This window comes from Piscinibacter sp. PDB5-1 (genome assembly GCF_056676035.1).
The window spans coordinates 261,347-288,036 of sequence record NZ_JBWVZL010000003.1 but is presented as its reverse complement, the minus strand read 5'-3'; the positions used below and the strand labels follow the sequence as shown (position 1 = coordinate 288,036).

The following is a 26,690-nucleotide window of genomic DNA, read 5'->3' as shown; positions in this document are numbered from 1 at the left end:
GGCGAGCGCTGCTTCTTTCTCCCTTCCCTCAAAAGCCAAGACAAGCACGCCTCGCCGGACTGCCCCCCGTTGCCTGAACAACCACGGAGCGTTCGATGCGAGATGCACTGCTGCCATTGCTGGCGGCTCTTACCCTGTCCCTTTCCTGGGCGTCCGCTGCCTGGGCGCAGGTCGGTCCCACCGCGGCACCGCCTCCTGAGCCCACGTCCCCACAACCCGCGCCCGCGCTGACCCTGCCGCAAGCAGTGGCGCAGGCCCTGGCCCGTCACCCCGATCTGGCTGCCGGTCAAAGCGAGCTGCAAGCCGCCGAAGCGGCGCGTCAGCAAGCCGGCGTCTGGCCCAACCCTGTCCTCGACGCCGAGTTCGAAGACAACCGCCGCGAGACCCGCACGACCACCGTCATGCTGACCCAGCCGATCGAGCTGGGCGGCAAGCGCAGCGCTCGGCTCGAGGCTGCCGAGCGCGCGCAAGACCTGGCGCGCAGTCAGCTGGATATGCGGCGTGCCCAGCTGCGCGCCGAGGTCACGGCGGCGTTCGTTGCTGCGCTGACCGCGCAGGAGCGTGTCAGTGTGGCCGAGGCCTCGCTGCAACTGGCAGAACGGGCCACCGACGCTGCTTCACGCCGCGTGGCGGCGGGCAAGGTGTCGCCGCTCGAAGAAACGCGAGCCCAAGTCGCGCAGGCCAACGTGCGCGTCGAGCTGGCCCAGGCCCGCAGCGAGCATCGCGTCGCCTTGCTGACACTCGGCGCGCTGGTCGGCCGCACCGCGCTCATCGGACGTGTGGAAGGCACGGTGTCGCTGCCCGAAGTGCCTGGCGATCAAGCCGTGCTGGACCGCCTCTCGGGTGCTCCGGCGCTGCGCCAGGCCGCGCTCGAAGTCGACCGCCTGGGCGCGCTGGCCCGCCTCGAGCAGGCCAAACGCGTGCCAGACCTGGGCATCGGCATCGGGGCCAAGCGGTCCCAGGAGCTGGGTCGCACCCAGCCGATGCTGGTGCTGTCCGTGCCGCTTCCGCTGTTCGACCGCAACCGCGGTGCCGAGGTCGAAGCCCTGCGCCGGCAGGACAAGGCCCGCTACGAGGGCGAAGCCGCCGCGCTGCGGCTTCGCACCGAGGCTTTGCAGGCCCACGAGCACCTGAAGGCCGCCGTGGCCGAAGCGCAAGCGATGGAGCGCGACGTGCTGCCCGGCGCGCAGACCGCTTACGACGCGTCCACCAAGGGCTTCGAGCTGGGCAAGTTCGGCTTCCTGGACGTGCTCGACGCCCAGCGCACGCTGCTCGAAGCCCGCACCCGCCACCTGCGCGCCGTGGCTGAAGCCCACCGCGCCGCCGCCGAGATCGAGCGCCTGCTCGGTGACGGCCGCGCCGAACCCCAAGACATCACCGGAGCCGCACGATGACGCTCTCGAAGACATCCATCACCAAGAAGCAGTGGATCGCCATCGCGGTCCTGATCCTCGCCGGCCTGGTCGGCGGTGCCGTCATCCTGACGTCCGACCGCGCGAAGCCTGCCGACGAGCACGGCCACAGCGAAGGCCACGGCGAGAAGGAAGGCGACGACCACGGCCATGCACACGGCGAAGGCGAGTCGCATGACGAAGAAGTAGCCAAGGGCCCGCACGGCGGCCAGCTGCTCACCGAGGGCGATTTCGGCCTGGAAATCCAGCTCGCCGAAGAAAGCGGCAAGGCGCTGCTGCGCGCCTGGCCCTTTGAGAAGACCCAGCCACTGCCGCCTGCCAACACCCAGGTCACCGTCACGCTGACCCGACCCACGGGCGAGCAGCAGACGTTCAAGATGGCACCTGCCAAGGATGGCAGCCTGACCAGCGCCGAGCCGGTCGCCGAGCCCCATGTGTTCGACGCACAGATCGAGGTGCAGACGCCGAAGGAGCCGTACCTCTTCGCCTGGAGCCAGCAAGAGGGCCGCATCGCCCTGTCGGACGCCCAGCTCAAGACGGCCGGCGTGACCGTCGAGGCCGCCAGCGCGGCCCCGATCCGCTCGTCGCTGCAATTGCCCGGCGATATCCGCTTCAACGAGGACCGCACGGCGCACGTCGTGCCGCGCGTGGCCGGCGTCGTCGAATCGGTGGCCGCCACCCTGGGCCAGCGCGTGCGCAAGGGCCAGGTGCTGGCGGTGATCAGCAGTGCTGCCGTGTCCGACCAGCGGGCCGACCTGCAAGCCGCGCAGAAGCGCCTGCAACTGGCGAAGACGACCCACGAGCGTGAGAAGAAACTGTGGGAAGAAAAGATCTCGCCGTTGCAGGACGTGCAGGAAGCCGAGCGCGCGCTGCGCGAAGCCGAGATCGCCGTGGCCAACGCCCGGCAGAAGCTGGAGGCGATCGGCGCTGCCGCCGGCGGCGGGCTCAACCGCTACGAGCTGCGCGCGCCGTTCGACGGCACGCTGGTCGAGAAGCACGTCACCCTGGGCGAACTGGTCAAGGAGGACACCAACGTCTTCACCATCGCCGACCTCGCCACCGTCTGGGCCGAGGTCCAGGTGGCGGCGCAGGACATTGGGCAGGTCCGCGTGGGCGAGAAGGTCAACGTCCGCTCCACGGCCTCGCAAGAGACCGCCAGCGGCACCGTCGCCTACGTCGGCGCACTGCTGGGCGAGCAGACCCGCACCGCGAAGGCACGCATCACGCTGGCCAACCCCCAAGGGGCCTGGCGGCCTGGGCTTTTCGTGACGGTCGAACTCATCACGTCGGAAGCACCGGCGGCGGTCACCGTGTCGCGGGAGGCCATCCAGCAGGTGGACAACAAGCCGACGGTCTTCCTCAAGGTGCCGGGTGGCTTCGTGCCGCAGCCGGTCGAGCTGGGCCGAAGCGATGGCCAGCGCGTCGAGGTGAAGAGCGGCCTGAAGGCCGGCGCACAGCTCGCCGGTACTGGCAGCTTCGTCGTCAAGTCCGAAGCCGGCAAGGCCTCGGCCACCCACACGCACTGACGGAGCGGCCATGTTCGAACGCATCATCCGCTTCGCCATCGAGCAACGATGGCTGGTCATGCTCGCCGTGCTCGGCATAGCGGTCCTCGGCGTCTTCAGCTACCAGAAGCTGCCCATCGACGCCGTGCCCGACATCACCAACGTGCAGGTGCAAATCAACACCCAGGCACCGGGTTATTCGCCGCTGGAGACCGAGCAGCGCGTCACCTTCCCGATCGAGACCGTGATGGCCGGCCTTCCGGGCCTGCAGCAGACGCGGTCGCTCTCGCGCTACGGCTTGTCGCAGGTGACGGTGATCTTCCGCGACGGTACCGACATCTATTTCGCTCGGCAGCTCGTCAACGAGCGCATCCAGTCGGCGCGCGACCAACTGCCGGCCGGCATCGGTCCGGTCGTCGGTCCGGTCTCCACCGGACTGGGCGAGATCTTCCAGTGGACGGTCGAAGCCGAGCCCGGCGCGAAAAAGGCCGACGGCTCGCCGTACACCGCAGCCGACCTGCGCGAGATCCAGGACTGGATCGTCAAGCCGCAGCTGCGCAACGTGCCGGGCGTGACCGAGATCAACTCCATCGGCGGCTTCGAGAAGGAGTTCCAGGTCTCGCCGCAACCCGAGCGCCTGTCGGCCTTCGGGCTGACGCTGGCCGATGTGGTGACCGCCTTGGAGCGAAACAACGGCAGCGTCGGTGCCGGCTACATCGAGCGCCAGGGCGAGCAGTACCTGATCCGTGCACCCGGCCAGGTCGCGTCGATGGACGACATCCGCAACGTGATCCTCGGCAACGTGGGCGGCACGCCGGTGCGCATCCGCGACGTGGCCGCGGTCGAGATCGGGCGCGAGTTGCGTTCGGGCGCGGCCACCGACAACGGCCAGGAGGTGGTGCTCGGCACCGTCTTCATGCTGATCGGCGAGAACAGCCGCACAGTGTCGCAGGCGGTGGCGAAGAAGATGGTCGAGGTGAACCGCACGCTGCCGGCCGGCGTGCACGCGATCACTGTCTACGACCGCACGATCTTGGTGGACAAGGCCATCGCCACGGTCAAGAAGAACCTGCTGGAAGGCGCGGTGCTGGTGATCGCGGTGCTGTTCCTCTTCCTCGGCAACATCCGTGCGGCGCTCATCACGGCACTGGTGATTCCGCTGTCGATGCTGTTCACCTTCACCGGCATGGTGGGGCAGAAGGTCAGCGCCAACCTGATGAGTCTGGGTGCGCTGGACTTCGGGATCATCGTGGACGGTGCCGTCGTGATCGTCGAGAACTGCGTGCGGCGCTTGGCGCATGCGCAGGCCCACCACGGGCGACCCTTGACGCTTCGCGAGCGGTTGCACGAGGTGTTCGCCGCGTCGCAAGAGGCCCGCCGGCCGCTGCTGTACGGCCAGCTGATCATCATGATCGTCTACCTGCCGATCTTCGCGTTGGCCGGCGTCGAGGGGAAGATGTTTCACCCGATGGCGTTCACCGTGGTGATCGCATTGCTGGGCGCGATGATCCTCTCGGTCACCTTCGTGCCGGCGGCCGTGGCGCTGTTCATCGGCAAACGCGTCGCCGAGAAGGAGAACGCGCTGATGGGCGCGGCCAAGCGCGCCTATGCGCCGCTGCTGGACAAGGCGCTCGCTGCCCGGCCTGTGGTGGTCACCTTCGCGGTGGTCGCAGTGCTGCTGTCCGGGCTGCTGGCCACGCGCATGGGCAGTGAGTTCGTGCCCAGCCTGAACGAAGGGGACTTCGCGGTGCAGGCGCTGCGCATGCCGGGCACCAGCCTCACGCAGTCGGTGGCGATGCAGCAGCAGCTCGAGAGCACGCTGAAGGCCAAGTTCCCCGAGATCGAGCGCGTGTTCTCTCGCACCGGTACCGCCGAGATCGCGGCCGACCCGATGCCACCCAACATCTCCGACGCCTACGTGATGCTCAAGCCCACCGACCAGTGGCCGGAGCCGCGTCGAACGCGCGACGAGCTGCTGGCGGCCGTGCAGGCCGAGGTGGCGAAGCTGCCGGGCCAGAACTACGAGTTCTCGCAGCCGATCCAGCTGCGCTTCAACGAGCTGATCTCGGGCGTGCGGTCAGATGTCGCGGTCAAGGTCTTCGGCGACGACATGGATCAGCTCAATGCGACCGCCGAGCGCATCGCGGACGTGCTGCGCGGATTGCAAGGTGCCGCCGAAGTCAACGTCGAGCAGACGACCGGTCTGCCGATGCTGACGCTGGCGATCGACCGCCAGAAGGCGGCGCGCTACGGGCTCAACATCGGCGACATCCAGGACACGGTGGCCACCGCCATCGGCGGCAGGGAAGCCGGCACGATGTTCCAGGGCGACCGGCGCTTCGACATCGTCGTGCGCCTGCCGGAGAACCTGCGCTCCGACCTAGAGGCGATCAAGCGCCTGCCGATCGCTTTGCCGAAGTCCAACGGAGACCGCACCAGCTTCATCCCGCTGGCCGAGGTGGCCGAGCTGCAGCTCGCGCCCGGGCCCAACCAGGTCAGCCGCGAGGACGGCAAGCGCCGCGTCGTCGTCAGCGCCAACGTGCGCGGGCGTGACATCGGCTCGTTCGTTGCGGAAGCTCAGGCCGCGCTCGCGAAAGTCGAGGTGCCGGCCGGGTACTGGACCACCTGGGGCGGGCAGTTCGAGAACCTGCAATCGGCGGCCGAGCGCTTGAAGATCGTGGTGCCGGTGTCGCTCCTGCTGGTCTTCGCGCTGCTCTTCGCAATGTTCGGCAACGTGAAGGACGGGTTGCTGGTTTTCACTGGCATCCCGTTCGCCCTGACCGGTGGCGTGCTGGCACTGTGGCTGCGCGACATCCCGCTGTCGATCTCGGCGGCGGTCGGCTTCATCGCACTCTCAGGCGTGGCGGTACTGAACGGCCTGGTGATGCTGTCGTTCATCCGCAGCCTGCGCGAGCAGGGCCTGCCGCTCGACCAGGCGATCCGCGACGGCGCGCTGACCCGGCTGCGCCCGGTGCTGATGACCGCGCTGGTGGCGTCACTGGGCTTCGTTCCGATGGCCATCGCCACCGGCACCGGGGCCGAGGTGCAGCGCCCGCTGGCCACCGTGGTGATCGGCGGCATCTTGTCGTCCACCGCCTTGACGCTGCTGGTGCTGCCGGTGCTGTACCGGCTCATGCACCGGCGCGACGAAGACGACGAATTCGCTTCGGCACCCGACCCCGAGCCGCTTGCGCCGCACGGGTCGGGCCTTTCTCCCGCTCTAAAGGAGTCCTCATGAAGATTGATCAGATTTCACGGCGGCTTGGCAGCGGTGCTGGTGCCTCACGCCGGCGACTACTAGCCGCCATCGGTGTCGTGGCCCTCACGGGGTGCGGCGTCCTGGAGAAGCCACGCGGCAGCAATGCGCAGGGGCAGTACTGCTACCGGCCAGCCAAGCGCGGTATGACCACCTGCACGGCCGAGGCTGTCCCCTCAGAGCAGGTGGAGCAGGACATCAAGCGGTTCGAAGCCGATCCGCAGCGGCTCACCGTGTTCGTGGTGCGCCAGCGCTGGGCCGACACGCGCAACACCATCGACTTCCAGGTCGATGGCAGCCCGCCGATTTCGACCGTCCCTGAATCCTTCGTGCGCGTGCGCCTGTCGCCCGGTGAGCACCACCTGGCGCTTCGCTGGGACGACCAGGCCGCCTCGACGGTGGTGCGCGGCAAGGCAGGCGAGGTCCGGTTCGTCGAGATCGTCGGCAACGTCTGGGCCGGCGGCACCCACTACGGCTGGCGTGCCGACGACGAAGCCGAGGCGCGCCAGCGTGCCCTGAAGAGCCGCTTGATCGGCCTGGTCGATCGGTCCTGAGACCAGCCCCATGCTGGCCGTCGGCTACGCCGCCTTCGGCCTGCTGACCATGCTGATCTTCAACGCAGGGTTTTTCCTCAACGACCTGCACTACGTGCCAGGCATGTGGAGCGTCGTTGCGCTCGCACCAGTGGCCTGGTGGGGGATGGCGTGGCTCGGCAAGGGCTGAAATGCAGGTCGGCGATGGTGCAACGTCAACATGGGCGCGAACCAAGGCTTTTACTCCGCCGCATCATGGAATCTGTGCCGCATAAGCGCGAACATCCAACATCGGAACCGTGCCGAGTTCCTGCAGCCTGGCAAGCAACTCGAACAGAAACCGCGTTGCAGCACGAGGCCCCGGCTGCATGGCGTAGCCCTTGTCATCCCTGACATACATGCCGGCGTCGGCGATGCAGCCGACATCAAGCACGCCGTCACCTCGGTCCTGTTCCAAGTGCCCGGTCAACGTCTCTCCCAGAGGCGGCTTCCAGACGCAGCTCAAGGTGAGCAGCCCGGCCAGGATGTGACCTGGCTTCTTTGCCGGCCGCAGTCCATCGACGGTAGGGACCGGCACACTGGTGCGATGCAGGCATCGCACGCTTGCGGCCTTTTTCTGCGCATAGCCCACGGTATCGCTGGAGGCGTCTTGTTTCGCTTCGAACACCGCATAAACGCTTTCTGCAGGCACGAACAGCGCTTCCTTGAACTTGAAGACCAGCGGTGAGTACTGGCGGTCGTGCACCACAACGTCGATCTGGTCGCTGAAGCATCCCTTGCTGTCTACGACATGGGCCTTACTCACCACGTATCGGCTTGGCAGGTACTGGCGCAAAAGTTCGATCCAAACCGTTTCGCTCGCGTCGCCTTTGTCCGTGGGATGGTCCAGCGCGCGTCGGGCCGTGATGAGTTCGGCCTCGACTTGCCCATGCAAGTGCTCCAGCAGCGTCGGCAATGAAGGGTTGCTCATTTGACGATTTCTTCCCAGGTCTTGGCCTGCAGCGCGCTCTGCGCCGCCGTCTTGATGGCAGCCTTCTCGGCCGCCGTCAGGTCATCCGAGATGACGTTGTTGCCATTGGCCGGATCCACGAAACGACTGGTCGCAAAGCCGCCTGCGAGGTACTGCAGAGCTGTCCAGACACGAGAGGACAGGCCGCCCCCGTTGCTGTTGTTCAGCGCCTGGATCACAGCCAACTCCAGGTAGAACGACGGGAAATCAAGCCCCTTCTGCGCCCGCCAGAGCTTGAGGATGCGCGACTCCATCAGGCGGTTGTGGGCCAGAACGTGGTTGATGTGCGTCCGCACGTTGGTCTTCGTCCACGTGTCGGCCTTGCGCCGATACAGGCTGTGATCGAGCGTGAGGAAGGTCTGCTGTTTGCCGGGCACCAGGTCGACATCGGCACCACCGACCCTGACGCCGATCGAGACGTTTTGGCGCCTCGGCTCGTGGCCGGCCGCCCTGAGCGCGGTATAGAGGCTCTCGTAGATTTCCTTGAGCGGCTCACGGGTGTCCGGCGACAGCGAAACGAAGAGGTCGATGTCGGTCCCACTTCGGTTGGCCGTGCCTTTGGCGAAAGATCCGCTCGGGGTCACACCCTGCAGGTATGAGCCTGCCCACTGCTGAATGACTGGCGTCAGGGTGTCTTTCGCTCGCCAGACGGGTGAGCTCGACGAGGTGTCGACGTTCTCCCTCGCCAGAATTTCGAACAGGTAGTTGTCCGCCGTCATGGGGCAAACCTCACAGGCGCACCGACAGGTCAACGGCCGGAACGAGCGCCTCAAGCTTTACATGCGCGCGCAGGATGTCCTCGTACAGATAGAGATGGCGCGGCGCTTTGACGCTGATGATCAACGCGTACGGGATCAACTCGGCACCGGTCGTCGGAGCGCCGGCGTCGCGCGCGTTGTAGTGCACGTCGAAGACCGAGTCCTTGAGGCTGCTGCCTCGGAAAGTGTGAGAGGCATGGAGCACCGTCTCCCACTTGCCCAAGTCCGCCCGTTGCTCGGCCTCCGTGCGCCACTCGTTGGATGGGAAGAAGCTGTAGCTGGTGGCGTGCTTCGCCTTGCCCTTGCGCTTCTCGGCATGGGGCCTGAACGTGATCCCGAGGCCTGCCTTCGTGTATGCACTGGCATCTTGAGGATCGACCGGGCTCGCGAAGCAGAAAGTCGCCGTCAGCGTGACGTTGCCCTCGAGGGCCGTGCGAGGCAGCGGCACGGGCGCGCGCAGGAACTTGCCCGGCGTGAGGTCGCCCTGGTAGACGATGCGGGCGACACCGTCGCCACAGGTGATCAGCTGGCGCAGGTCCTCCGGGACCTTTCCCCAACCGATGGCCCCCGCGTCCTCGACATCATGGGGCTCGCAGCCATGGATCAGCAGCGCCTTGGTCGTGAGGGGCAGCACCTCGCTGCCCAGGATGGCACGGATGCCCACGGCCGAGCGCAGCGCCAAAGGTGCGGCGAAGCTCGTGCCCAACGTCGCATTCAGATTGCGACGAGCCCCGGGCGCGACGACGTGGAAGTACTCCTTGCCGGACCCGCCGAATGCCACCACGTCCGGTTTGCGTCGCCCGGGGCTGCGGCCGGGGCCGATGGCGCTGTAGTCGGCCCGCCGCCAAGCCGTACCGGTGTGGTCGACGGCACCCACTGAGAGCGCGTTCACGCAGTCCGCCGGAACCTGGATCCGGTTCAAGTTGGCCAACGCATCGGCCTTGCCGTTGTTGCCCACCGCCACGCTCAGCAGCGTGCGCCCGCCGCTCAGGATGCCGTCGATCACGGCCGTCCAGGCATGGACTTCGTGGTCTTCAACGCACAGGTCGGGGCCCATGCTCAGGTTGACGAACTCGTAGGAGCGCGACAACAGGATGGTTTCAACGTGCGTGAGCGTGCGATAGAGCTCGTACGGGTCCTCCTGGTCAGACTGCGCGTCGAGCACACGGTGATGGTCCACCAGCGAATACGGGCGAGGCGCCTGTCCACCGGGTTCGATCGCGCCAAACAGCAGCGCCGAGGTCACGCCGAGCCCGTGCTCTTCGTACTCGGTCACCGACTCGGAGAAGAGGTCGGCGAGGAAGTACTTGCGGACGAAGCGGCCCAGCACATGGTGGTCGGGCAGCCCGCCATCAAGAACGGCGACGCGGGGCTCGCGCGAGATGACGTCGCCCTCGGGCAAGTCGAACGAGACCGGCACCGGATTGCTCCGCATCATCGGTCGAGCCGCGCGCAACCGCGGCATGGGACGCACGACCCGCACGAGCGTGAACTTCGCCAAGTCACCCAACCCGTCCGGACTGCCTTCGACCGGCACGAACAGCAGGCGCCCCGCATCGAACCGGAACGACGGGTTCAACGAGAACCCGCAAGTCTGCGCATAGGCCGCAAAAACCGCGCGCAGCCGATCGGAGGTAGCACCGGCCGGCACGTGCAAGCCCACTTCAAAGACGTCCTCCTCGGTGCCACGCGGCGGGCGCAAACGATCGCCCGCCACCAGCGGCTCGAAGCTCTCGATCTGCGCGAACTCGGCCCCTTCCTGGGTGTCCTCAGAGAGCCCGGCGGCCAGCGTGTGAAACGCGCGCAAGGCAGCCCGCTTGCCAGCGACGAACAGTTGCGTGGTCTCGGACTCGTCCGGGGCCCCGGCAGTGGCCTTCTTGCGCGGCCGGATGCGTTCGGTACGGCTGCCGAGCGACTCGAGCCCGGCGGTTCGCAGCAGTTGGCGTGGGAAGTAGGACTTGGCCAGGTAAGCCGGATGCAGCGTGACCAGGGCCACCGCGATGTCACCGGGGCAGGCTGCGTTTGGCAGCGTTGCGAAGGCAGCGTTCGCGGCCTCGATCTGCGGCAGCAGCGCTTGCTTGGCCTCGGCGAGGGAGTAGGGATGCGCCTTCTCGCCCGGGTTCTTCTTGGGTGCCTCGATTGCGTAGGTAAGCAGCTCACCCCTGCCGATGATGTAGCGCGTTGCCATTTACTTCATCCCCCTTCCTCGCCGTGGCGACGGCCCGGCGTGTTTTCGAATCGTGTCGCGGGCGACCCCCGTCAGGCGGTTGATCTCCTGGTGGGAGTGCTTGCCTGAACGGGCCATCTGCAGCGCCAGTTCAAGTCGCTGCGCCTTGCTGAGGGCCTGGGCACCATCACCCACCACCTGGCCCACCAGCTCGGCCAGAGGGCGGTGGTGCAGGGCATGCGCTCGCCGCAGGCTCGCCACCGCGCGCTCGACATCCGACAAGGATTGCCCCTGAAGGCCGATCGCGAGCGTCATGACCCATTCCTCAAGGTCTTTGAGATCTGCCCCAAGAAAGCGTTGGATGGCCATTGCGGTCGTCGCCGCATCCGGAGCGCCGAAGGTCAGCACCGCGTCAAAACGACGCCACAGCGCCGGATCGACGAGTTCTGGATGGTTGGTTGCCGCGAGCAGCAGACCCGTGTCCGGCCACTGATCCACTTCCTGAAGGATCACCGTCACGAGCCGCTTGAGCTCGCCGATGTCCGACTCGTCGCTGCGTCGTTTGGCGATGGCATCGACCTCGTCAAGCAGGAGAACTGCCGAGTGAGCCTTCGCATGGTCCAACGCTGCGCGCAGGTTGCTCCCGGTCTTGCCCAACAGGCTGCTCATGACCGCGGTCAAGTCCAGCACCCAAAGCGGCTTGCCGAGCTGATAGGCGATCCATCGAGCCGACAATGTCTTGCCCAACCCAGGGGCACCGACCAGGATGGCCGAGCGAGTCGGCGCGATGCCTCGAGCCAGCAAGGCCTCGCGCTGTTGGCGCTCCTGCACGATCGCTTCAACCTGGTGAGCGAGCATGGCCGGTAGAAGCGGGGCCTCCATGCCGCCGAGGTCGTCAAAGACCTTGATCAGCGCGAGACGAGAGTCGGCATCTTCGGGCGAAGCGCTGTTGATCGAAGGGCCGCGCCGGAGCGCGCTTCCTCCGACAGCCCGCGTCTGCGAGGCCTTGAGGCTCTGATCGAGTTGGGCAGCCAGTTCCGGCAGCTGGTGGCGGTACTTCCTGACGAGACGCGCCAGCAGCAGGCGGAGGTCGTCATAGGACTGCGCAGACGCGAGCCTCGCCAAAGTGGCGAGATCGGCGCTAATTTCGTCAATTCTGTCTTCGACCGGGTTCATTGGAACTGTTTTCCTAGGGGCGCATCGCGTCCGTGAATTGACGAAGTTTATGGCGAAAATCTTTTGTGGGGAAGCGATTTCTCCAGAAGCTTCGATGGCACTCCGCCGCCGGGGCGACCTGGTTTGCACCGATGGCTGTGTATTTGTACAGCATCCCTGCTGTGTCGCGGTGCTGCGCTGCTGACGGCAGATGGCGGCAACCGACCGCGCCGTTCCAGTCTTCCCTCCAGCAAGGGGTATTCAAGGGTTTCGTGCGGCCTCAGGTCGCTCCCATGCTGCCTGGATCCGCCTCGGAGGGAATAATTCGATATTAAGAATTCTGAGAAATTCAATGTACGCCGCTTCTTGACCGTCGTATTGTGATACGTAATACTTGCGTTACGTAACACATACGAAATTGGTGGCAGACATGGCACGAGCAGGCGTGACGAAGTTCGATGTCCAACGCGCTCGACTGGCGTTGATGAAGGCTGGGAAACACCCCTCGATCGATTCCATCCGCATCGAGCTGGGCAACACTGGGTCGAAGGCGACCATCTTTCGGCATCTCAAGGAAATCGAGGCAGACGAAGGAGGCACGGGGGTTCCCCAAGGGACCGTCAGCGACGAGTTGCTGGCCTTCATCACCAGTCTGGCCGGGCGCTTGGAATTCGAGGCGCAGGAGCGCTTTGACGCTCTCAGGTCAGGCCATGCCGAAGAGGTGCGGGGCCTGAAAGAGCAGCTGGAGAAGGCTCGCACCGAAGCGCGCTCAGGCCGCACCGAGGCAGAGCGCAGCCAGGTGGAACTGTCGGCCGAGCGGACCGCGCGTCAAGGTGCTGAGGCTCAATTGGCCGCGCTGCGCCTGGAGCATGCCCAGGTGGGCGCGCAGCTCACCGCGCAGTTGGAGGCAGCCCAGGATCAGCTCAACGCGACCAAGGCTCAAGTTGCGTCGCTGGAGGAGAAGCACACCCACGCACGTGAAGCTCTGGAACACTTCCGCAACGCGTCCCGCGAGCAGCGCGACCGGGAAGCCCGTCAGCACGAACAGCAGCTGCAGTACCTGCAGCGCGAGGTGGCCAGCTCCGCAGAAGCGTTGACGGCTAAGCAGAGCGAGTTGCGTTCCGCGCTGAAGGAAAAGGCGGACGCTTTGGAACTCCTTGCCGCGGCCCGTGCAGAGCGGCGTCAGGTAGACGACCAACTTCGAGAGCTCAAGCATGCTGCCGAGCGCCTTGCTGTGCAGAACCAGCTCGTCGAGGACATGCGCGGCCAAGCCCAGCAGGCGGCGCAGCAGTACGAGACCCTGCGTGTGCGCGCCAGCGACCTTCAGCAGCGCAACGTGGAACTGGAGCGGCTATTGGCGAGTTCCAGTGCGACAGCCCAGACCCAGACGGACATGGTCAAGGAGCTGTTGGCGCGAATCGGCCAGCCGCTGCCGGATGGAAAAGCCAAGGCGAAGCCTGCGCCGGCTGGTTGAGAGCAGGTGCTGCATGCCGGCCCATGCTGGTCGGCAAGTTAGCCACAAAAGAATTTGCGAATTTCCTTACGCCCACAGTGACTTAAGCTCGTTTTGGCGTGAAATTACATGATTCCCGGCTGACCCTCCAGTTGGCGCGCTGCGTTCGACGGCATGCTGTGGGGCGGTGGGGTGCGCCTGTTCGCCGGCATCATGGCGTCGAGCCTCGTGAACTCGCTCGGGCACCTGCATGGCGCACGCGACTTCGACACGGCCGACCACAGCCGCAACATCGCGTGGCTGGCCCTGCCCACCCTCGGCGAGTCGTGGCACAACAACCACCACGCCTGGCCGGCGTCGGCCCGCTTCGGCATGCGTTGGTGGCAGATCGACCCGGGCTGGTGGTTGATCCGTGGACTCGAAGCCCTGGGCCTCATCACCGACGTGCGGCGCACGGCGCCCACGAAGAGCACGCCCCCCACGGCGACAGACCCGGCGCCCTGATCAGGCGCCTGGGGTTGCCCAGAGGTCGCACAAGAACCTGGGCACGTAAAGCTGCGGCTGCTTGTGAAAGAAGAAGTGGCCGCCAGGGTAGGTCTGAAGCCGGAAGCTCGAGCGCGTGTGCTCGCGCCACAAGGCCATCTCGTCCACGCTGCACAGCACATCCGCGTCTGGGGCGATCGCCGTGATGGGGCAGCCCAGAGGCGGCGCCGCGCGGTGCGGGTGCGAGCGATGCATCAGCAGGTCGGCCCGGATGATCGGCAGAAACAAGCGCATCAGATCGGGGTTGTCGAGCAGCATCTCATCCACCCCGCCAAACCTCTGCAGCGATTCGATCATCTCGGGTTCGCCGAGGTGATCGATCGGCGGCATGCGAAAAGGCAGTTGTGGTGCCATGCGCGCGGCGACGAAGAGGTGCGCAGGCCCCGGCAATTGCTCGGCCGCCAGCCAGCGGGCCATCTCAAACGCCCAGATCGCCCCCATGCTGTGCCCGAAGAACGCGAACGGTCGGCCATCCAGCCGTGCGCGCAGGACGTCTCCCAGCACCGGAATGAGCTGCGCGTCGGCGTTCGTCAGCGGCGCTTCACGCAAGCGAACGCCGCGCCCCGGCAACTGCACGCCGATGACCTCGATGTGCGGCGGCACCCACGGCACCCAGTTCATGAACGCACCCGCATTGCCACCCGCGTGATGGAAGCAATACAAGACGTGCTCGCGCGTCGCGCTGCCAGGGCGCCGCATCAGCCAAGGGGTCGAAGGGGACATGTTCTCGGATGGGGTCAATTCGTACCGCATGAGCGGCGCGAGGCAGTCGATGCAGCGGGCCAGGAAAAACAAAAGCCTTAGCGACTGACGCCGCTAAGGCTTTGCTTTTCACGCTGTTTTTGGCTCCCCGACCTGGGCTCGAACCAGGGACCTACGGATTAACAGGCGTCCGGGGGCATCACTTGGAACGTTGGATTCGACTTGAGCAGCACTGCCGCCACGCGGATCCCAAACTCCACTGGGTGCATTATTGCTGTGCAATTTTCCCGGGTCAAACATGGTGAAGCCTTAAAGCAACTCCGTCGCTTCGCTCAGCTCGGCGAGGTTGACGTGCACATAGCCCAGCGTCGTCGTGATGGACGTGTGACCAAGCAGTTGCTGGACCACTTTCAGGTTCTTGATCTTCGGGTTGTTGGCCAGCATGGTCGCGGTCGTGTGCCGCACGCGATGTGCGCTCAGTGTCGGCATCGACGCGGGAACGGCGGCAACAAGGCGCCTGAAGAAGTTCACCACGTTGTCGCGCTTCATTCGACCACCCACGAAGTTGGCCTGCCAAGCACTGAACAGGGGGAGACAGAAGACTTGCTCCCAGGGCATAGGGGCGCGTCGACGAGACGTCGTCGTCTCTCCGAGAAGAAGCCGCAGATGTGGCTCCAGCCTGCTCGAAATGGGCACGTCCCATTCGCGGCGCGTTTTGCTGGTTTCGGCCTTCAAGGTGATCTTCCGATTGGCGAGGTCGACATCGGCCCAGTTGAGGCCGACCAACTGGCTGATGCGCATGCCGGTGCAGTAGAGCGTTTCCAGCAGTGCAAGCCAGAACCACTGTGGAGGCAGTGCCTCGACCTCGCGCCCATAGCGGCCGACCTTGCGCGCAACCTTGAGGAAGTCGATGTACGCGGCGAATGAGTCGCGATCAATCGCCTTTGCCTTGCGCTGTATGACGGGCGCAGGGCCGACCAGCGTGACCGGATTGAGCTGGATCCAGCGCAAGCGCACGGCCAGATTGAACAGCGCGATGAGGTGGCGCCGGTCGGTGTTCCACGTGACCGGCGAATTGCGCTTCTCTTTGAGGGTGACGACCTTGAGGCGAGCAACGTGCTCTTCGGTGACCTCGTCGACAAGAACTTGACTCTCCGGCCGCCCCATCGAATACGCGAGGTTGCGCATCGAGAGTTCATACCGCGCGGCTGTGCACGGCTTGATCGATCGGAGTCGTTCGTATTTTTCGCAAAGCGCTGCCAGCGAGCGCTCAAGTGGCTCGGAGTATCCACATCCCATCCCTGAAATCCTGGAAACGCGAAGGTCTGAGCCTTCGTCCTGCGTTGGTCCGACGCGACACGGTGGTCGAGCCGGGGCGTGATGATTCCCACGACACTCCCTAATTCACAAATACTTTTTGTAAAAGCATGCTTGAAGGCGTAACAAAACCCCGCATCCCAGGGCCAGGGGCAATGCCACCAGAGCTGGCTGTGGTAGCGCGGGAAGGGCCAGCACGATCAGGTAGCCCGTGATCAACACGAAGCTCAGCCCGAGCTTGGCGCGGTGGTACAGGCTGGCCGACTCACGTGCGGCGTTGGCCTTGCGTTTGGCGCGACCGACCAGCCCATCGACCAGGCCAACGGCCAGCGCCAGAGCGACCAAAGGGAGCAGAGCCAGGTAGAAGGCCGTGCGCGTGGCGAAGATGTAGCTACCGAACACCACGTTGTCCCAGGTCGCACCCGCGATGTTGGTGGCGTGCTCCACGTACTGCCCGCCGGGATCGTCGGTGCGTCGAACTGCGGAGCCGCCCTCGAAGTGGCTGCGCGACTTCAGCGTCGGCGGGTTCATGAAGGCGCGAGCGATGCCCTTGAGGGCATCCACCACGCCGTCGTTGAGGTGGTCTCCCATCCACCGGGCGACTACCGCAGGCGAATACGGGCCCGGCGCCAGCTCGCCGATGGTGTCCAGATCCTGTCGCAGCATCTGCATCTGGTGGGCAGCAGGTGCCTCGGGCATCTCCTTGCGGGCCCACCAGGCCTGAACGGCCAAGCAGTACACCCACAGCCCCACGCCAATCACGCCGATCCAGAAACCCATCCGCAGGGGCCAAAGCCACTGGCGAACCAGCGGCTGGCGCTCGAAGTCCGCGTTAGTAGCCACCGCCGGTGCCCTCCACAGTCAATGAGTCGTCCGGTGTGCGGGCGATGTAGTCGGCATAGACCGCCTGCATGTGTCCCAGCATGGCGCCCCAGGTGGCCGGGATCGAGGCGTCTTCGTGAGGGAGGGGCAGGGGGATCCGCACCTTCTTCAGGTGCCCGCCTTCCAGGAGGCAGAAGGCCTGACCCTTGGGCAAGGCCATCAGCCAGGACGGATCCAGCATCGGCACCTTCTCGGCTGTCACGCGGTCCTCGTTCTTGCTGGAGAACTCCGAGAACTCGGCCGGGTCGTTGGTGTCGCTGGCCGAGCTGGAAAGCACCCGCGTCATCACGCGCACCTCTTCCAGCCGCTTGGTGATCTTCTCTGCCGTTTCCATGTTGATCACGCGCAGCATCACCAGGCTGTTGAGGTTGCCGCCGATCTGCTCGGCCTTGGCGGCACTGCCCACGCGTGTTTCGATGTCCTGGGCGGTCTGGCTGTAGCCGGTGATGTTCAGGCCGGCGCCGCCGCCCTTGTTGGCGCCCTGCACGAACTCGGGGCCAATCAGCTCGTTCAGCTCGTCGCCGTGGAAGCGCACTCGGCGCTGCCCCTCGGCGGTGGACATGCCGAACGTGGAGCCGTGCTTGTAGATGCGGCCGAAGACGCTGACCAGGTCGGCCAGCATCGATGCGCTCACCGCCTGCGCGGCGTCGGGAATCGTCAACGCGTCGAAGCCGCAATAGACGATGCCGCCCCGGTTGATAACGCTCATCCAGTCGAGCACCGGACGCGGGTCGTTCGTGTTGTCGTAGGTCGGCGAGATCAGCTCGCCGATCGAACCGGAGGTGAGCTTTTCCAGCAGGGGGTAGAGGCTGTTCACCAGCTTCTCGAAGTACGTGCGGTCGTTGGCCAACACGGAGGCCAACGCATCTGCCACAGGGTCCTGGTAGCCCTTCGCTTTGACGTGCTGCACCAGCAACAAGACTTCGAGGTCTCGAGCGTTCTTCTCGGCCTTGGCCACCAGGTCCTTCTGTTCCTTGGTGGGAAAGGGCGAGAACTCGGCTTCCCATCCGGGATGCTCACGATTGAGCCACTGTCGCAGGTAGCGGCCGGCCAGCTTGTCGACCGACACACCGTACTCGTAGATCTTCTTGAAATCCGGGCGCTCGCCGATGGCGGCCATCGCCCGAGCGATCACGTTGACATAGCGCCAGGCGAAGGCCTTGAAGGCGGCGCTCTGACCTTCCTCGGGCAGCGGGCCCGTCGCACGTCCGGCCACTTCGGTGATGGACTCGAAGTTGCCGATCGGGTTGTAGCGGGCGCTGATCTCGGCGAAGCCGAGGTGAAAGAGCAGGAACTCGTCGGCGCGGCCGGCGCGCACGGCCGCCGAGTACATGCCGAGCAGCAGATCGACGTCGCCCTTGGGGTCGAAGACGATGACCACGTCGCCGCGGGCGATGTCCTGCTCGATGAGGATCTGCGCCAGGCGCGTCTTGCCCACCCGCGTGGTGCCGTAGACCATCATGTGGTTGTTCAGCTCGGGAAGCGGCGTCCAGACCTCCTCCTCGTCGATTTCGACGCCATGCAGGCGCGGCTGGCCGCCGACCGGCGGCAGCGGCCGCACCGGGTTCCACCAAGCATCCTTGCCCACGAGCCGGCGCAGCCACTCGGCGCTGTGCCGGTTGCGCTCGACGGAGCGGGCCCACTTGTAAGCCCGGCTCGGCTGCAGCAGGTGCTCGTTCTCCGGCTGTCGCAGCAGGTGCATGCGCTGGGTGTGAATGGGGCGCCAGTCGAAGCCCTTACCGAGGAACACCGACGACTTCGACCAGGGAAGTTCGGTCGGCCGCAGCGCGTAGGGCTCAAGGCGGCGCACGGCACGACGGTGCAGCCGGATGCGCCTGGCTTGGTAGGTGCGCAGCCCGGCGAAGGTCATGAGGCCCATGCCGGCCAGCACCGCCTGCGAACTCGACAACAGGAAGAGCTCGGGCCGCGCGATGACGGCGCCGGCGCCGAGCACGGCCGCGGCCACGCTGGCCAGCTCGTAGGGCGGCCGGTACACGTTGAGGATGGGTGCGCTCATGGTTGTGCTTTCTGAGGCGGCTTCTTCGAGCCGGGCGGCAGGCTCAGTGCCTTGTTGCTCGCGGGGCGCTTGGCCTTCTGGATGCGGGCATTGACCCCGGGGACAGGGTTCCACAGCAGCTCAGGCTGTCGCAGCAGGTAGAAGCTCGCAACGCGCGACAAGGCGCCATCGGCCTTGGTGAACTGGTAGTAGTGCAGGTTCTCGTCGCCGTTTCGCAGCGTGAAGCCGCTCTTGGCCAACTCGTTCTGCAGCCGCTTGTAGGCGTTGTCGCCGTGCTCGGCGCGCAGCTCGGCGATCGGCCCCTCGCCGACCAGGCGGTGAACTTCCAGGAAGCGCCGGAAGATCTCGGGGCTCAGCAGCAGGGCGCCTTCGGCCACGAAGTGCACCATGGCCCCGTCCTCGTTGTAGCTGAGCTCGCCGGAGCCGACGGCGGTCGCCACCCAGCCAAGGAAAGCCTGGGCGGCGGGGCTCGGCATCTTGGGCGGTTTCGGATGGCCGTTGTTGCGCTCTCGAGGCCGCAAAGGGGCGGTCAAGGTGAGCGCGGGCGTGGTGGTGGCCACCGGCTGCGCTTCACGGAGATCTGCGGCCTCGTGCGCATCAAGAACTTCGTCGGTGCGCCGCACAGGCGGCGTCATGTCGGGATGGTCCGGGACGGCGGGCGCTGCTCCGACGCGCTCGGAAGCGCGCTGCTGTACTTCGGGGGTGGTCGCCTCCGCGAGTGCTGCATCTGGCGCAGGGCCCGCAGCTGGCGAAGTAACCGGCGGCTGGCTGACGGCTACTGGCGCAGCGACAGGCGCGTGACCGCTGGCTGGGGCGGCACTCGTTGCGGGACCTTGCGGCGCGCTGCTCGAGGCTGCCACTGGATCGGGTTTGATTGGCGCGGGCCGAGGCGCTGCAGGCGCATCCAAGGCGTCAAGGGGTGCCGCTGTCGCGATGGGAGGTGGCGCCCAGGTCGGTTCGATCCGAGGCGGAGCCGGCCGGGCAGCCGGTGCAAACGGCGCCACCAGGGCGGCAGGGGGCGTTGGAAGCGTCGTCGCAGGGGCCCCAACGGCTGTCGCGGGCAGCGGCTTCGAGACGGGCGCCGACGACGCTGCGCCAGCCGCCACGGGCTTCACGGCGCCGTTGAGCGGCTTCGGGTACTGGGCAGGATCTGCATAGAGCTTGTCCAGCGGGAAGCAGAGCACCGTGAAGGCGTCGGGCGGCGCCCAGCCGTCGCACTGCACCTGCACGCGCCAGATGGCGCCGCCATCGGGTGCGGTGCGCACGGCACCGTGCTCCTGCCAGGTGTCGAACAGCCGGTCGTTCTTGTCCTTGCCGGGGATGCCCTGCGCGCTCTCATGCTGCGCCAGGTACTCGCGCACCTCGTCGGCTAGGCGCGCGCAGACGAACCAGACGGCGCCGTCGTGAACCCAGCCGGCTGCGCCAGGTCGATTCAAAGGCAGCTGAGCGCCTTCGGCCAGCATGCGGCGCAAGGCCTCCATCAGCCGCTCGATGAGCGGGCGAACACGCGCGCTCGCAAACCGGGTGCGAGGGCCGTGCATCAGGTTGCGGCGCACCGAGTCACTGTCCGCTCGCTTGACGATCTGTCCCAGGATCCCGTCTTCGTCGTCCCCTGACAGGTACGAGTGCAGCTGCCCCAGGATGTCCCCCGAGCTCGAATCGCTGAGCCAGCGAAGCGTGCGGGAGGGAACCATGGTCTGCATCAGCAGGGCGCCCAGCTTGCTGTGCGCCTTGTAGTCACGCTCCGTGGCGTCCGTGAACGCCACGCTGTACCAGTGGGCGGAAAACGAGCGCATGGAGCCGGCCATCGGCGACCAGGTGCGCCCGCCCCGTGAGTCCTGCTGGAAGAGCGTCACCCGCACGTCGGTGACGGGTTTGCCCACGTCATGCAGCAGCGCGGCGAGCATCACGGCCACCGTCCAGCGGTGCTCGTCTCGCTTGCGCTCCTCGGTGCCTGCGCCCAAGGGGATCTCCATGCCGGCGCGGAAGGTCAGCGCCGCGTCGGCCACCTCGAGGGCGTGCGTCAGCAGCCCGCCAGGCTGGGCGTGGTGATGGGCCTCCGAGGCTGGCAGCATCTGGACGAACTCGCCGAACTGCTCCAGCACCGGCTGGCAGTCACGCTGCCAGTTGCCGGGCGAAAGCTTGGTGCGCCGCTCGATGGAGCGCACGAGCGTCTGGCATGAGGTCTGGGCGACGAGTTCGTCGAAGCCGCGCACCGGGATCTGGTTCGCGGGCCGCCGCTCGGGCGGCGCAACCGATGAGGCGGGGCGCAGCCCGCCGGACGAACCGTTGCGGGCCAGCCATTGCTGGGCTCGCCGCACGACGAGCATGCCGCTCAGGAAGACCATCGCGTAGAAGGCCAGGTCCCACCAGATCGAGGTCGCACCCATGAGAACTCCCTGCCTCAGCTGCCCGACTGGGCTTGCATCCAGGCCACGAGGCGATCGCTCATGCCGGGCGGAAGGTCGCCCCAGTAGGGCTGGGCATCGGGCCAGTCGCGCTTGAACTGCCGATACGGCTGCGTCAGCGGATCCCAGGCGATGCCAGTGCCCCGGTCCACTGCGTGGCGGCACAGCAGATCGCGGTCGCAAAGCGCCTGCGCCAACTGTTCGTCGGACGGCCGCGGTTCAGGCGGAACGCTTTGGACGGCCAGCAGCACCTCGCCGACCGGCCGGAAATCCGGCTCAAGGGATGCGACCAGCTCGAAATCGGCGGCCCAGCCTTGGATGGCCTGGCACAGAGTGAGCAGCGGTTGGTGCCAATGCGAAAGCTGGCGCAGCGCGAGCATCTCGCACAGATCGGGTTCGTCGACGGGCTCCGTGTACGGAAGGTCGCGACCGGGGGCAGGAGTCATGAGGGCCTGGGCAGGGGTGGGTGCGGAGAAGTCGGCCACCTGAGCGCGGACACCCCCGGTGGCCCTTTCGCCCCTCATCCGCAGCCGGCCGATGAATCGCGCGCGGAGCCTATGAAGAAGCGCCAAAAAAGGCACCAAAGAATCGTGAAGCGATAGAGTGAAGGTTAAATTTGACTTGCGCAGCCCTTTGTGCAAGCCCTTGGCGCTGGTGAATGCCGCCATGACGGAATTCACCAGCGCTGCCCTTATCTGGTGTGCCGTTCCCCGTTAGCGGTCACTCTTCACCCTTCAGCCCTTCGTCGCCCGCCAAGCGTCTTTAGCGCCGGCGGGCGACGGCCCTTTGGGTCGGCCCCTTACCCTTGTCGTATTGCGGGTATGAGCCGTTTACAACGCCGTTTCACCCCCGTGTTTGCGGGTGTGCTCGAAAAAGAGGCGGCGTCGTTTGTGAAGCCTTCGCGCGGGTCGTGTCTAAGTTGTTGATTTTATTGACGCGAAGGGCGGTTTTTTTGCGAGTTTTCTGCGCAAAACCTAACAGTATCTCAAGCTGGAAGCCTCAAAGTCAAATTTTTGCTTGCATCGATGCGTGAACGATTTCCGCTAGGTTTTTCTTGACGGCGATTTCAGAGTTCGGCCCGCCAGGTCACCTCCCTCCTGGCAAAGCTCCATGAGCCCCCTTGGGGCCCCGGGTTCGCCCGGGGCCCGTCTTTCTGGGACGAACAGGAAACAGGCCGGTGTACTCGCTATCGGAATTCGTCAAGGCATTGATCGCATCAATGCTCGCGCTGCTTGCTGGCGCGGACTTCGCGCACGCGACGCCGATGGGCGCGCGTCCGGCGTTCGATCATTGCTTCGAACTCCACGGCGCCACCTACGGCATCGAACCCGAGCTCCTGCGAGCCATCGCTCGCACCGAGAGTTCGATGCGACCGACGGCGATGAACCTCGGCCACGCGGCCAACACCGGCAGCGTGGACATCGGCCTCATGCAGATCAACAGCCGCTGGCTCCCCACGCTGGAGCGGCACGGCATCACCCGGGCGTCGCTGGCCGACGCCTGCACCAACATCGAAGTCGGCGCCTGGATCCTGTCGGACTTGATGCGCCGCAAGGGCAACAGCTGGGATGCGGTGGGCGCATGGAATGCGGCCTGCACCCAGTTGAAGGGCGAGGCGTGCAAGAAGGCACGGGCCAAGTTCGCCTGGAAGGTTCACCGCAACCTGCGACGTGAAGCCATCCAGCCGGCCTATGCCGCAGCCCCCCGAGTGCCGACGCTCGCACTCGTTCGCCTCTCCGACCTGTCCGAGACCGGGAGCCCCTGATGCCGTCCTCAACGCCGTCCCTCACCACGCGGGCGAGGCTGCGTTCGTTCGCCGCTCACGCCTTGCTGTTCACTGCCGCAGGCTTGGCCTCTTGCGCGCACGATCACCCAGCACCTGCTCCTGCCGCAGCACCTGCCCGCGTTCACATCCAGCCGCAGCTTGCCGGGAACTCGCAGCGCTTCGTCACCTGTACGCAGTGCGAGATGCCCACGCCCAAGACGATGGCGGTGCGCCCGATGGTGTCGCAGGCCTCGCTGCCTGCCGCGCTCGCCCTGCCAGTCAAACCCGTTGCCGCAGTGGAGACAGTGCCCATGCCGGCGCCAAAGCCGCGCGAACCGCTCAAGACCATCGTGAACTTCGAGTTCGCGAGCGACGAAATCACACCCCAGGCCCGCGAAGCCCTGCGCGCCCTCGCACCGGCCCTGGCCGAAGCCAAGCAGGTGCGCGTGACCGGCTACACGGACAGCGTCGGCCCGGTGGGGCCGAACCAGCGCCTGGCTGAAGGCCGTTCCCTTGCCGTGCTGCGCGAGCTGCGCAAGCACGCACCGGCCGGCCTCATCGACCTGAGCTCGAGCAGCAAGGCGCTGTGCTGCTACGTGGCAGACAACCAGCACGAGCGGGGCCGAGGCCAGAACCGGCGCGTGGAGGTGGACCTCGTATTCGCCGAGCCTGCCAGCACGGTCGAGGCCGGTGGCTTGAAGAAAGGCCGGTCATGAGCGAGCCGGTACATCTCGTCCGCGCCGAAGCCAGCGCACTTCCGCGGGTGACCTCGCTCGACGAGGAGGTGAGGGCGCTTCAGCCGCTGATCGCTCGCATGGCCTCGCCACTGCAGCAGCTCGACGCGGATGTGTACGCGACGCTCGCAACCGTCATCAAGGAAGAGCGCATCAAGCACGGCCGCGACACGACGGTGGCGCACATCTGGGCGCGCTACCAGAAGGGTCGGCTGACGGAGGACGGCGCTTTTGACCAGCGCCTGCTCGACCTGGCCGACCAGCTTGCACCCTACGCCGCACGCGGCGCCTGTGCCCACCACTTTGGGAGCCAGTCATGAGCGAGTGGCTCAAGAGCGCCGACGCGGCGCTGTGCCTGGACACGAGCGCACCGCGCTCGGTCGTTATCGGGATGGGCTCATTCGACGCCTTGAAGCTGATGCAGGGCATGCGTCTCGCGACCCCCCCACGACTTGACATGCGCTACCTCATCGAGGGCGCGATCGGAATGCTGTGCCATCAACCCGATGTGCACTTGCATGACGCCTGGATCGACGCATCGACCCAGGCATTGCTGGATCACGCGAGCGGCTGCAAGAGCGCCGCCGCGCGAGGTTCGATCAGGGAACAGGCAGGGTCTGAGTCCGAGCGCTCAGCCGGTGGGGATGGCAAGTCCATCCAGATCGGCGAAGCGTGCTTCGAGCTCTTGAAGACCAAACAGGGAACCACACGCGACCCGCGTCTCGGCATCCGTTACTTGGTCGATGGGGCGGTCGCCGTCCTCAGCGGCCAAGGCGCACGGGTGCAAGGGACGTGGATCTTCTTGGCCAGGCGCGCATTGGCGCACCACCTGTCCAGCCTGCAACTCGATTCCTCGGAGATCAAACCGTGACCACCCTGACCCTCAAGTCCGCCTCGCCCTTCAACTTCAAGCTGTCGGGCCTCTTCAAGAACAAGACCTTCCTGATGCTGGCCTTCGCGCTGGCCGTCTCGCTGCTGGCAATCCTGAGCGCCACGGCCGCCGGCACCACCGGCGTGGCGCTGCAAGGCGCCTACGACCAGCTCGACGACCTGGCCAACGGCTACGGCAAGCAAATCATGACCCTCATGGGCTTCGTGATCTGCGCCGTCGGCTACTTCGGCGCCAACAGCGCCTCGGCCATCTTCAAGTTCGTCGGCTACGCCATCTTCCTGGGCGCTGGCCTGGGCGCCGCCGTCACCCTCGTGGGTGCGGTGGTCTAAAGCACGAGCTGCAAGGAGGCGAAGCCATGGAAGACAACGACATGCTCATCCTGTCTCGGCTCACGGACCCCTGGAAGTTCCTGATGCTGGACATGGACATCGGCATGTTGGCACTCGGCCTGGGCTTCGCCACCTTGTCGATGGACCTGCACATCTTCGCCGTGGTCGGCATCCCTGCGGGTGTCGCCTACGGCATGCAGAAGCTGCGGCAAGACAAGCCGCGCGGCTTCGGCAATCACTGGCGCTACTGGTACCTGCCTGCGCAGGCGAGCCAGCTCAAGCGCACCCCTCCCAGCCACTGCGAACGCACGCTCGGCTGACGAGCACGAGGACACAGGCACCCCATGGAAACCACCGCACATCTGCGCGACATACAGGAGTTGCGTCGCGCCAACTCGCAAAGCCGCTGGACGTTGCTCATCGTCTCGCTGATCGCGTTGCTGCTGCTCTTCAAGCTCATGGGCAAGGAGCAAAGCGTGATCGTCGAGCCGCCGACCCGCGCCAAGGCGATCGGCATGACCGGCGACCGCATGGACGCGGCCTACCTGGAAGAGATGGGCCTCTTCATCGCCGACCAGATGCTCACCAACACCCCCGGCTCGGTGAACGTCTCACACGGTGTCGTCCTGCGCTGGACGCATCCCGAGCTGCATGGCGATCTGCAGCAGCGCATGACCGCCCACGCCAAGCGCTTGGCGGAGTCCAACGCGACCACCGCGTTCTGGCCGCAGCAAGTGGCACCCGACGCCGACAAGCAGCGCGTGATCCTGCTCGGTCAGCTCGAAACCTTCGTCAACGGCATGCGCACCAGCCGAGAGAACGTGGCCTACCGCGCCGACTTCCAGACCAAAGGTGGCCGCGTGATGTTGAAGGCCTGGGAGCAAGTCCCGACCGACGACCCGTGGCTTGTGAAGCAGATGCAGGCCGAAGAGCGCGCCGAGCAGAAGGGCAAGAAGAAGTAGGGCGCCCCTTCGTCCCGACACCTCGCCTGCACCCCTCGCCCACCCGCATCCAGAAAGGTCCGATGTGAACACCTTCCGTCTCGCCGCGCACCGGCTGCGCGGCCTCCTCGGCGCCGCCCTGGCGTCGCTTGCCCTGGCCGCACCGGCTTGGGCGCTCAAAGAAGTCTCCGTCCGCGAGTCCGACACCGTGGTCGTGCCCGTGTCGATCCGCGATCAGACGCGGATCAAGGTCAGCCACGGTCGCATCGTCGATGTGTTCGGCGACGTGTACGACGAAGCGCGCAACCCGACTGGGCGCATCACCGTCATCCAGGACGAGGACGGTGACCTGTTCGTCAAGCCGGTGATCCACCCGGGCGAGATGCCCACGCGGCCTGCCATGCAGCCGGGTCAGTCCGGCCAGGTGCTGGCCCTGGCGCAGGCGATCAAGCTCGACATCAAGAGCACGCAAGGCGCCTTCGGGCTGCTGCTCCAGCCCATCGACGGGCCGGGGAACACCGTCGATGTGCGCATCTTGGGTGGCAGCCCGCGTGCACAGGCCGAGGCGCCAAAGCTCAAGGGCGCGAGCCACGTCCGCAGCCTCAAGGCGTTCACGCTCGCGCTCGCGGCGCCCGGGTCGCCCGATGCGACCCAGGGCCTCACCCCTCGCGAGATCAACCGCGAAGTGGCGCTGTGGCAGGAGGCGAAGTTCATCCACCTGCGTCAGCACCGGGGCGCCGGCTTCATCGGCGACACCTACGAGCTCACCAACGTGAGCGGTCAGCGCATGGTGATCGATGAACGCGAGTTCTTCACCGACGGTGTTCTCGCTGTCTCCGCACGCAACCTCATCCTGCAGCCGGGCCAGAAGACCGCTGTGTGGATCGTGCGCTCCTCAAGCGCGGAGTGACC

Annotated in this window: 25 protein-coding genes; 15 read left to right on the top strand and 10 right to left on the bottom strand. The window is 66.1% G+C overall.

Annotated elements, in window-relative coordinates; translation table 11 throughout:
• Positions 1 to 95: 95 nt before the first annotated feature.
• Genes AC1KAT_RS14235 through AC1KAT_RS14215 form a run of 5 tightly spaced genes read left to right on the top strand, consistent with a single transcriptional unit; the run spans position 96 to position 6,896 of the window.
• Positions 96 to 1,394, top strand: a complete 1,299-nt coding sequence (locus AC1KAT_RS14235) for a TolC family protein (RefSeq protein ID WP_480327044.1) — start codon at positions 96 to 98, stop codon at positions 1,392 to 1,394.
• Complete coding sequence (locus AC1KAT_RS14230; protein WP_480327042.1) at positions 1,391 to 2,938, top strand: efflux RND transporter periplasmic adaptor subunit; 1,548 nt, start codon at positions 1,391 to 1,393, stop codon at positions 2,936 to 2,938. The genes AC1KAT_RS14235 and AC1KAT_RS14230 overlap by 4 nt, the downstream gene beginning before the upstream one ends.
• A 10-nt stretch (positions 2,939 to 2,948) precedes the next feature.
• Positions 2,949 to 6,155: a CusA/CzcA family heavy metal efflux RND transporter gene (locus tag AC1KAT_RS14225; protein ID WP_480327040.1), complete on the top strand. Its 3,207-nt coding sequence runs from the start codon at positions 2,949 to 2,951 to the stop codon at positions 6,153 to 6,155.
• The gene (locus AC1KAT_RS14220) at positions 6,152 to 6,727 is read left to right on the top strand and encodes a hypothetical protein (protein ID WP_480327038.1); all 576 of its coding nucleotides are present in this window, start codon (positions 6,152 to 6,154) and stop codon (positions 6,725 to 6,727) included. Before AC1KAT_RS14225 ends, AC1KAT_RS14220 begins: the two co-directional genes overlap by 4 nt.
• A 10-nt stretch (positions 6,728 to 6,737) precedes the next feature.
• Positions 6,738 to 6,896 (top strand): hypothetical protein, encoded by a 159-nt coding sequence (locus AC1KAT_RS14215; RefSeq protein WP_480327036.1) that lies wholly within the window; start codon positions 6,738 to 6,740, stop codon positions 6,894 to 6,896.
• 63 nt (positions 6,897 to 6,959) lie between these two features.
• Here the strand turns inward: AC1KAT_RS14215 and AC1KAT_RS14210 are convergent, their stop codons facing one another.
• From AC1KAT_RS14210 to AC1KAT_RS14195, 4 genes are read right to left on the bottom strand one after another with little or no spacing between them, the layout of a single operon-like run.
• Positions 6,960 to 7,676 carry a DUF6602 domain-containing protein gene (locus AC1KAT_RS14210; RefSeq protein WP_480327034.1) on the bottom strand — a complete coding sequence of 239 codons (717 nt, stop codon included), beginning with the start codon at positions 7,674 to 7,676 and terminating at the stop codon, positions 6,960 to 6,962.
• Complete coding sequence (locus AC1KAT_RS14205; RefSeq protein WP_480327032.1) at positions 7,673 to 8,434, bottom strand: nucleotidyltransferase domain-containing protein; 762 nt, start codon at positions 8,432 to 8,434, stop codon at positions 7,673 to 7,675. Before AC1KAT_RS14205 ends, AC1KAT_RS14210 begins: the two co-directional genes overlap by 4 nt.
• 10 nt (positions 8,435 to 8,444) lie before the next feature.
• Complete coding sequence (locus AC1KAT_RS14200) at positions 8,445 to 10,661, bottom strand: S8 family peptidase (protein ID WP_480327030.1); 2,217 nt, start codon at positions 10,659 to 10,661, stop codon at positions 8,445 to 8,447.
• Positions 10,662 to 11,816 carry an AAA family ATPase gene (locus AC1KAT_RS14195; RefSeq protein WP_480327028.1) on the bottom strand — a complete coding sequence of 385 codons (1,155 nt, stop codon included), beginning with the start codon at positions 11,814 to 11,816 and terminating at the stop codon, positions 10,662 to 10,664.
• A 424-nt stretch (positions 11,817 to 12,240) separates the two neighbouring features.
• Between AC1KAT_RS14195 and AC1KAT_RS14190 the strand changes: the two genes are divergently transcribed.
• Entirely contained in the window at positions 12,241 to 13,269 is a 1,029-nt protein-coding gene (locus AC1KAT_RS14190) for a DNA-binding protein (RefSeq protein WP_480327026.1), read from the top strand.
• Positions 13,270 to 13,422: 153 nt separating this feature from the next.
• Positions 13,423 to 13,752, top strand: coding sequence for a fatty acid desaturase (locus AC1KAT_RS14185; RefSeq protein WP_480327024.1), 330 nt, complete (start codon positions 13,423 to 13,425; stop codon positions 13,750 to 13,752).
• Here AC1KAT_RS14185 and AC1KAT_RS14180 read toward each other — a convergent pair whose 3' ends face one another.
• The 6 genes from AC1KAT_RS14180 to AC1KAT_RS14155 all read right to left on the bottom strand — a co-directional run bounded on the left by AC1KAT_RS14180 (position 13,753) and on the right by AC1KAT_RS14155 (position 21,797).
• Positions 13,753 to 14,490 carry a thioesterase II family protein gene (locus tag AC1KAT_RS14180; protein WP_480327759.1) on the bottom strand — a complete coding sequence of 246 codons (738 nt, stop codon included), beginning with the start codon at positions 14,488 to 14,490 and terminating at the stop codon, positions 13,753 to 13,755. It lies immediately after the preceding gene.
• A gap of 312 nt (positions 14,491 to 14,802) precedes the next feature.
• The gene (locus tag AC1KAT_RS14175; RefSeq protein WP_480327022.1) at positions 14,803 to 15,681 is read right to left on the bottom strand and encodes a tyrosine-type recombinase/integrase; all 879 of its coding nucleotides are present in this window, start codon (positions 15,679 to 15,681) and stop codon (positions 14,803 to 14,805) included.
• A gap of 216 nt (positions 15,682 to 15,897) precedes the next feature.
• On the bottom strand, positions 15,898 to 16,590 hold the full coding sequence (locus AC1KAT_RS14170; protein WP_480327020.1) for an IncC plasmid conjugative DNA transfer DtrJ family protein: 693 nt from the start codon (positions 16,588 to 16,590) through the stop codon (positions 15,898 to 15,900).
• Between the two features lie 52 nt (positions 16,591 to 16,642).
• Positions 16,643 to 18,709, bottom strand: a complete 2,067-nt coding sequence (gene traD, locus AC1KAT_RS14165) for a type IV conjugative transfer system coupling protein TraD (RefSeq protein WP_480327018.1) — start codon at positions 18,707 to 18,709, stop codon at positions 16,643 to 16,645.
• Complete coding sequence (gene mobH, locus AC1KAT_RS14160; protein WP_480327016.1) at positions 18,706 to 21,099, bottom strand: MobH family relaxase; 2,394 nt, start codon at positions 21,097 to 21,099, stop codon at positions 18,706 to 18,708. Before mobH ends, traD begins: the two co-directional genes overlap by 4 nt.
• Before the next feature lie 14 nt (positions 21,100 to 21,113).
• Positions 21,114 to 21,797, bottom strand: a complete 684-nt coding sequence (locus tag AC1KAT_RS14155) for a hypothetical protein (RefSeq protein WP_480327014.1) — start codon at positions 21,795 to 21,797, stop codon at positions 21,114 to 21,116.
• Positions 21,798 to 22,336: 539 nt separating this feature from the next.
• On the opposite strand from AC1KAT_RS14155, the gene AC1KAT_RS14150 reads away from it, so the two are divergent.
• The 8 genes from AC1KAT_RS14150 (at position 22,337) to AC1KAT_RS14115 (ending at position 26,688) form a co-directional block, all read left to right on the top strand.
• Positions 22,337 to 22,882 carry a lytic transglycosylase domain-containing protein gene (locus tag AC1KAT_RS14150; protein WP_480327012.1) on the top strand — a complete coding sequence of 182 codons (546 nt, stop codon included), beginning with the start codon at positions 22,337 to 22,339 and terminating at the stop codon, positions 22,880 to 22,882.
• Between the two features lie 203 nt (positions 22,883 to 23,085).
• On the top strand, positions 23,086 to 23,598 hold the full coding sequence (locus AC1KAT_RS14145; protein WP_480327010.1) for an OmpA family protein: 513 nt from the start codon (positions 23,086 to 23,088) through the stop codon (positions 23,596 to 23,598).
• The gene (locus AC1KAT_RS14140; RefSeq protein WP_480327008.1) at positions 23,595 to 23,936 is read left to right on the top strand and encodes a hypothetical protein; all 342 of its coding nucleotides are present in this window, start codon (positions 23,595 to 23,597) and stop codon (positions 23,934 to 23,936) included. Before AC1KAT_RS14145 ends, AC1KAT_RS14140 begins: the two co-directional genes overlap by 4 nt.
• Complete coding sequence (locus AC1KAT_RS14135) at positions 23,933 to 24,487, top strand: hypothetical protein (protein ID WP_480327006.1); 555 nt, start codon at positions 23,933 to 23,935, stop codon at positions 24,485 to 24,487. Before AC1KAT_RS14140 ends, AC1KAT_RS14135 begins: the two co-directional genes overlap by 4 nt.
• Entirely contained in the window at positions 24,484 to 24,837 is a 354-nt protein-coding gene (locus AC1KAT_RS14130) for a hypothetical protein (RefSeq protein WP_480327004.1), read from the top strand. The genes AC1KAT_RS14135 and AC1KAT_RS14130 overlap by 4 nt, the downstream gene beginning before the upstream one ends.
• 26 nt (positions 24,838 to 24,863) lie before the next feature.
• A complete protein-coding gene (gene traL / locus AC1KAT_RS14125; RefSeq protein WP_480327002.1) occupies positions 24,864 to 25,157 on the top strand; it encodes a type IV conjugative transfer system protein TraL in 294 nt (97 codons plus the stop codon).
• Positions 25,158 to 25,181: 24 nt separating this feature from the next.
• Complete coding sequence (gene traE, locus AC1KAT_RS14120; RefSeq protein ID WP_480327000.1) at positions 25,182 to 25,799, top strand: type IV conjugative transfer system protein TraE; 618 nt, start codon at positions 25,182 to 25,184, stop codon at positions 25,797 to 25,799.
• A 64-nt stretch (positions 25,800 to 25,863) separates the two neighbouring features.
• Positions 25,864 to 26,688: a hypothetical protein gene (locus AC1KAT_RS14115; RefSeq protein WP_480326998.1), complete on the top strand. Its 825-nt coding sequence runs from the start codon at positions 25,864 to 25,866 to the stop codon at positions 26,686 to 26,688.
• The last annotated feature ends 2 nt before the right edge of the window (positions 26,689 to 26,690 follow it).

Excerpts from the sequence above, each read along its gene's own strand:
- AC1KAT_RS14185 (WP_480327024.1), top strand. The coding sequence starts at position 13,423 with ATGCTGTGGGGCGGTGGGGTGCGCCTGTTCGCCGGCATCATGGCGTCG.
- traL (WP_480327002.1), top strand. The coding sequence starts at position 24,864 with ATGGAAGACAACGACATGCTCATCCTGTCTCGGCTCACGGACCCCTGG.
- AC1KAT_RS14195 (WP_480327028.1), bottom strand. The coding sequence starts at position 11,816 with ATGAACCCGGTCGAAGACAGAATTGACGAAATTAGCGCCGATCTCGCC.
- traE (WP_480327000.1), top strand. The coding sequence starts at position 25,182 with ATGGAAACCACCGCACATCTGCGCGACATACAGGAGTTGCGTCGCGCC.
- AC1KAT_RS14205 (WP_480327032.1), bottom strand. The coding sequence starts at position 8,434 with ATGACGGCGGACAACTACCTGTTCGAAATTCTGGCGAGGGAGAACGTC.
- AC1KAT_RS14150 (WP_480327012.1), top strand. The coding sequence starts at position 22,337 with ATGCTCGCGCTGCTTGCTGGCGCGGACTTCGCGCACGCGACGCCGATG.
- mobH (WP_480327016.1), bottom strand. The coding sequence starts at position 21,099 with ATGGGTGCGACCTCGATCTGGTGGGACCTGGCCTTCTACGCGATGGTC.
- AC1KAT_RS14135 (WP_480327006.1), top strand. The coding sequence starts at position 23,933 with ATGAGCGAGTGGCTCAAGAGCGCCGACGCGGCGCTGTGCCTGGACACG.
- AC1KAT_RS14145 (WP_480327010.1), top strand. The coding sequence starts at position 23,086 with ATGCCCACGCCCAAGACGATGGCGGTGCGCCCGATGGTGTCGCAGGCC.
- AC1KAT_RS14170 (WP_480327020.1), bottom strand. The coding sequence starts at position 16,590 with ATGGGTTTCTGGATCGGCGTGATTGGCGTGGGGCTGTGGGTGTACTGC.
- AC1KAT_RS14200 (WP_480327030.1), bottom strand. The coding sequence starts at position 10,661 with ATGGCAACGCGCTACATCATCGGCAGGGGTGAGCTGCTTACCTACGCA.
- AC1KAT_RS14210 (WP_480327034.1), bottom strand. The coding sequence starts at position 7,676 with ATGAGCAACCCTTCATTGCCGACGCTGCTGGAGCACTTGCATGGGCAA.
- traD (WP_480327018.1), bottom strand. The coding sequence starts at position 18,709 with ATGAGCGCACCCATCCTCAACGTGTACCGGCCGCCCTACGAGCTGGCC.
- AC1KAT_RS14215 (WP_480327036.1), top strand. The coding sequence starts at position 6,738 with ATGCTGGCCGTCGGCTACGCCGCCTTCGGCCTGCTGACCATGCTGATC.
- AC1KAT_RS14175 (WP_480327022.1), bottom strand. The coding sequence starts at position 15,681 with ATGCGCAACCTCGCGTATTCGATGGGGCGGCCGGAGAGTCAAGTTCTT.
- AC1KAT_RS14230 (WP_480327042.1), top strand. The coding sequence starts at position 1,391 with ATGACGCTCTCGAAGACATCCATCACCAAGAAGCAGTGGATCGCCATC.
- AC1KAT_RS14180 (WP_480327759.1), bottom strand. The coding sequence starts at position 14,490 with ATGCGGCGCCCTGGCAGCGCGACGCGCGAGCACGTCTTGTATTGCTTC.
- AC1KAT_RS14235 (WP_480327044.1), top strand. The coding sequence starts at position 96 with ATGCGAGATGCACTGCTGCCATTGCTGGCGGCTCTTACCCTGTCCCTT.
- AC1KAT_RS14220 (WP_480327038.1), top strand. The coding sequence starts at position 6,152 with ATGAAGATTGATCAGATTTCACGGCGGCTTGGCAGCGGTGCTGGTGCC.
- AC1KAT_RS14225 (WP_480327040.1), top strand. The coding sequence starts at position 2,949 with ATGTTCGAACGCATCATCCGCTTCGCCATCGAGCAACGATGGCTGGTC.
- AC1KAT_RS14140 (WP_480327008.1), top strand. The coding sequence starts at position 23,595 with ATGAGCGAGCCGGTACATCTCGTCCGCGCCGAAGCCAGCGCACTTCCG.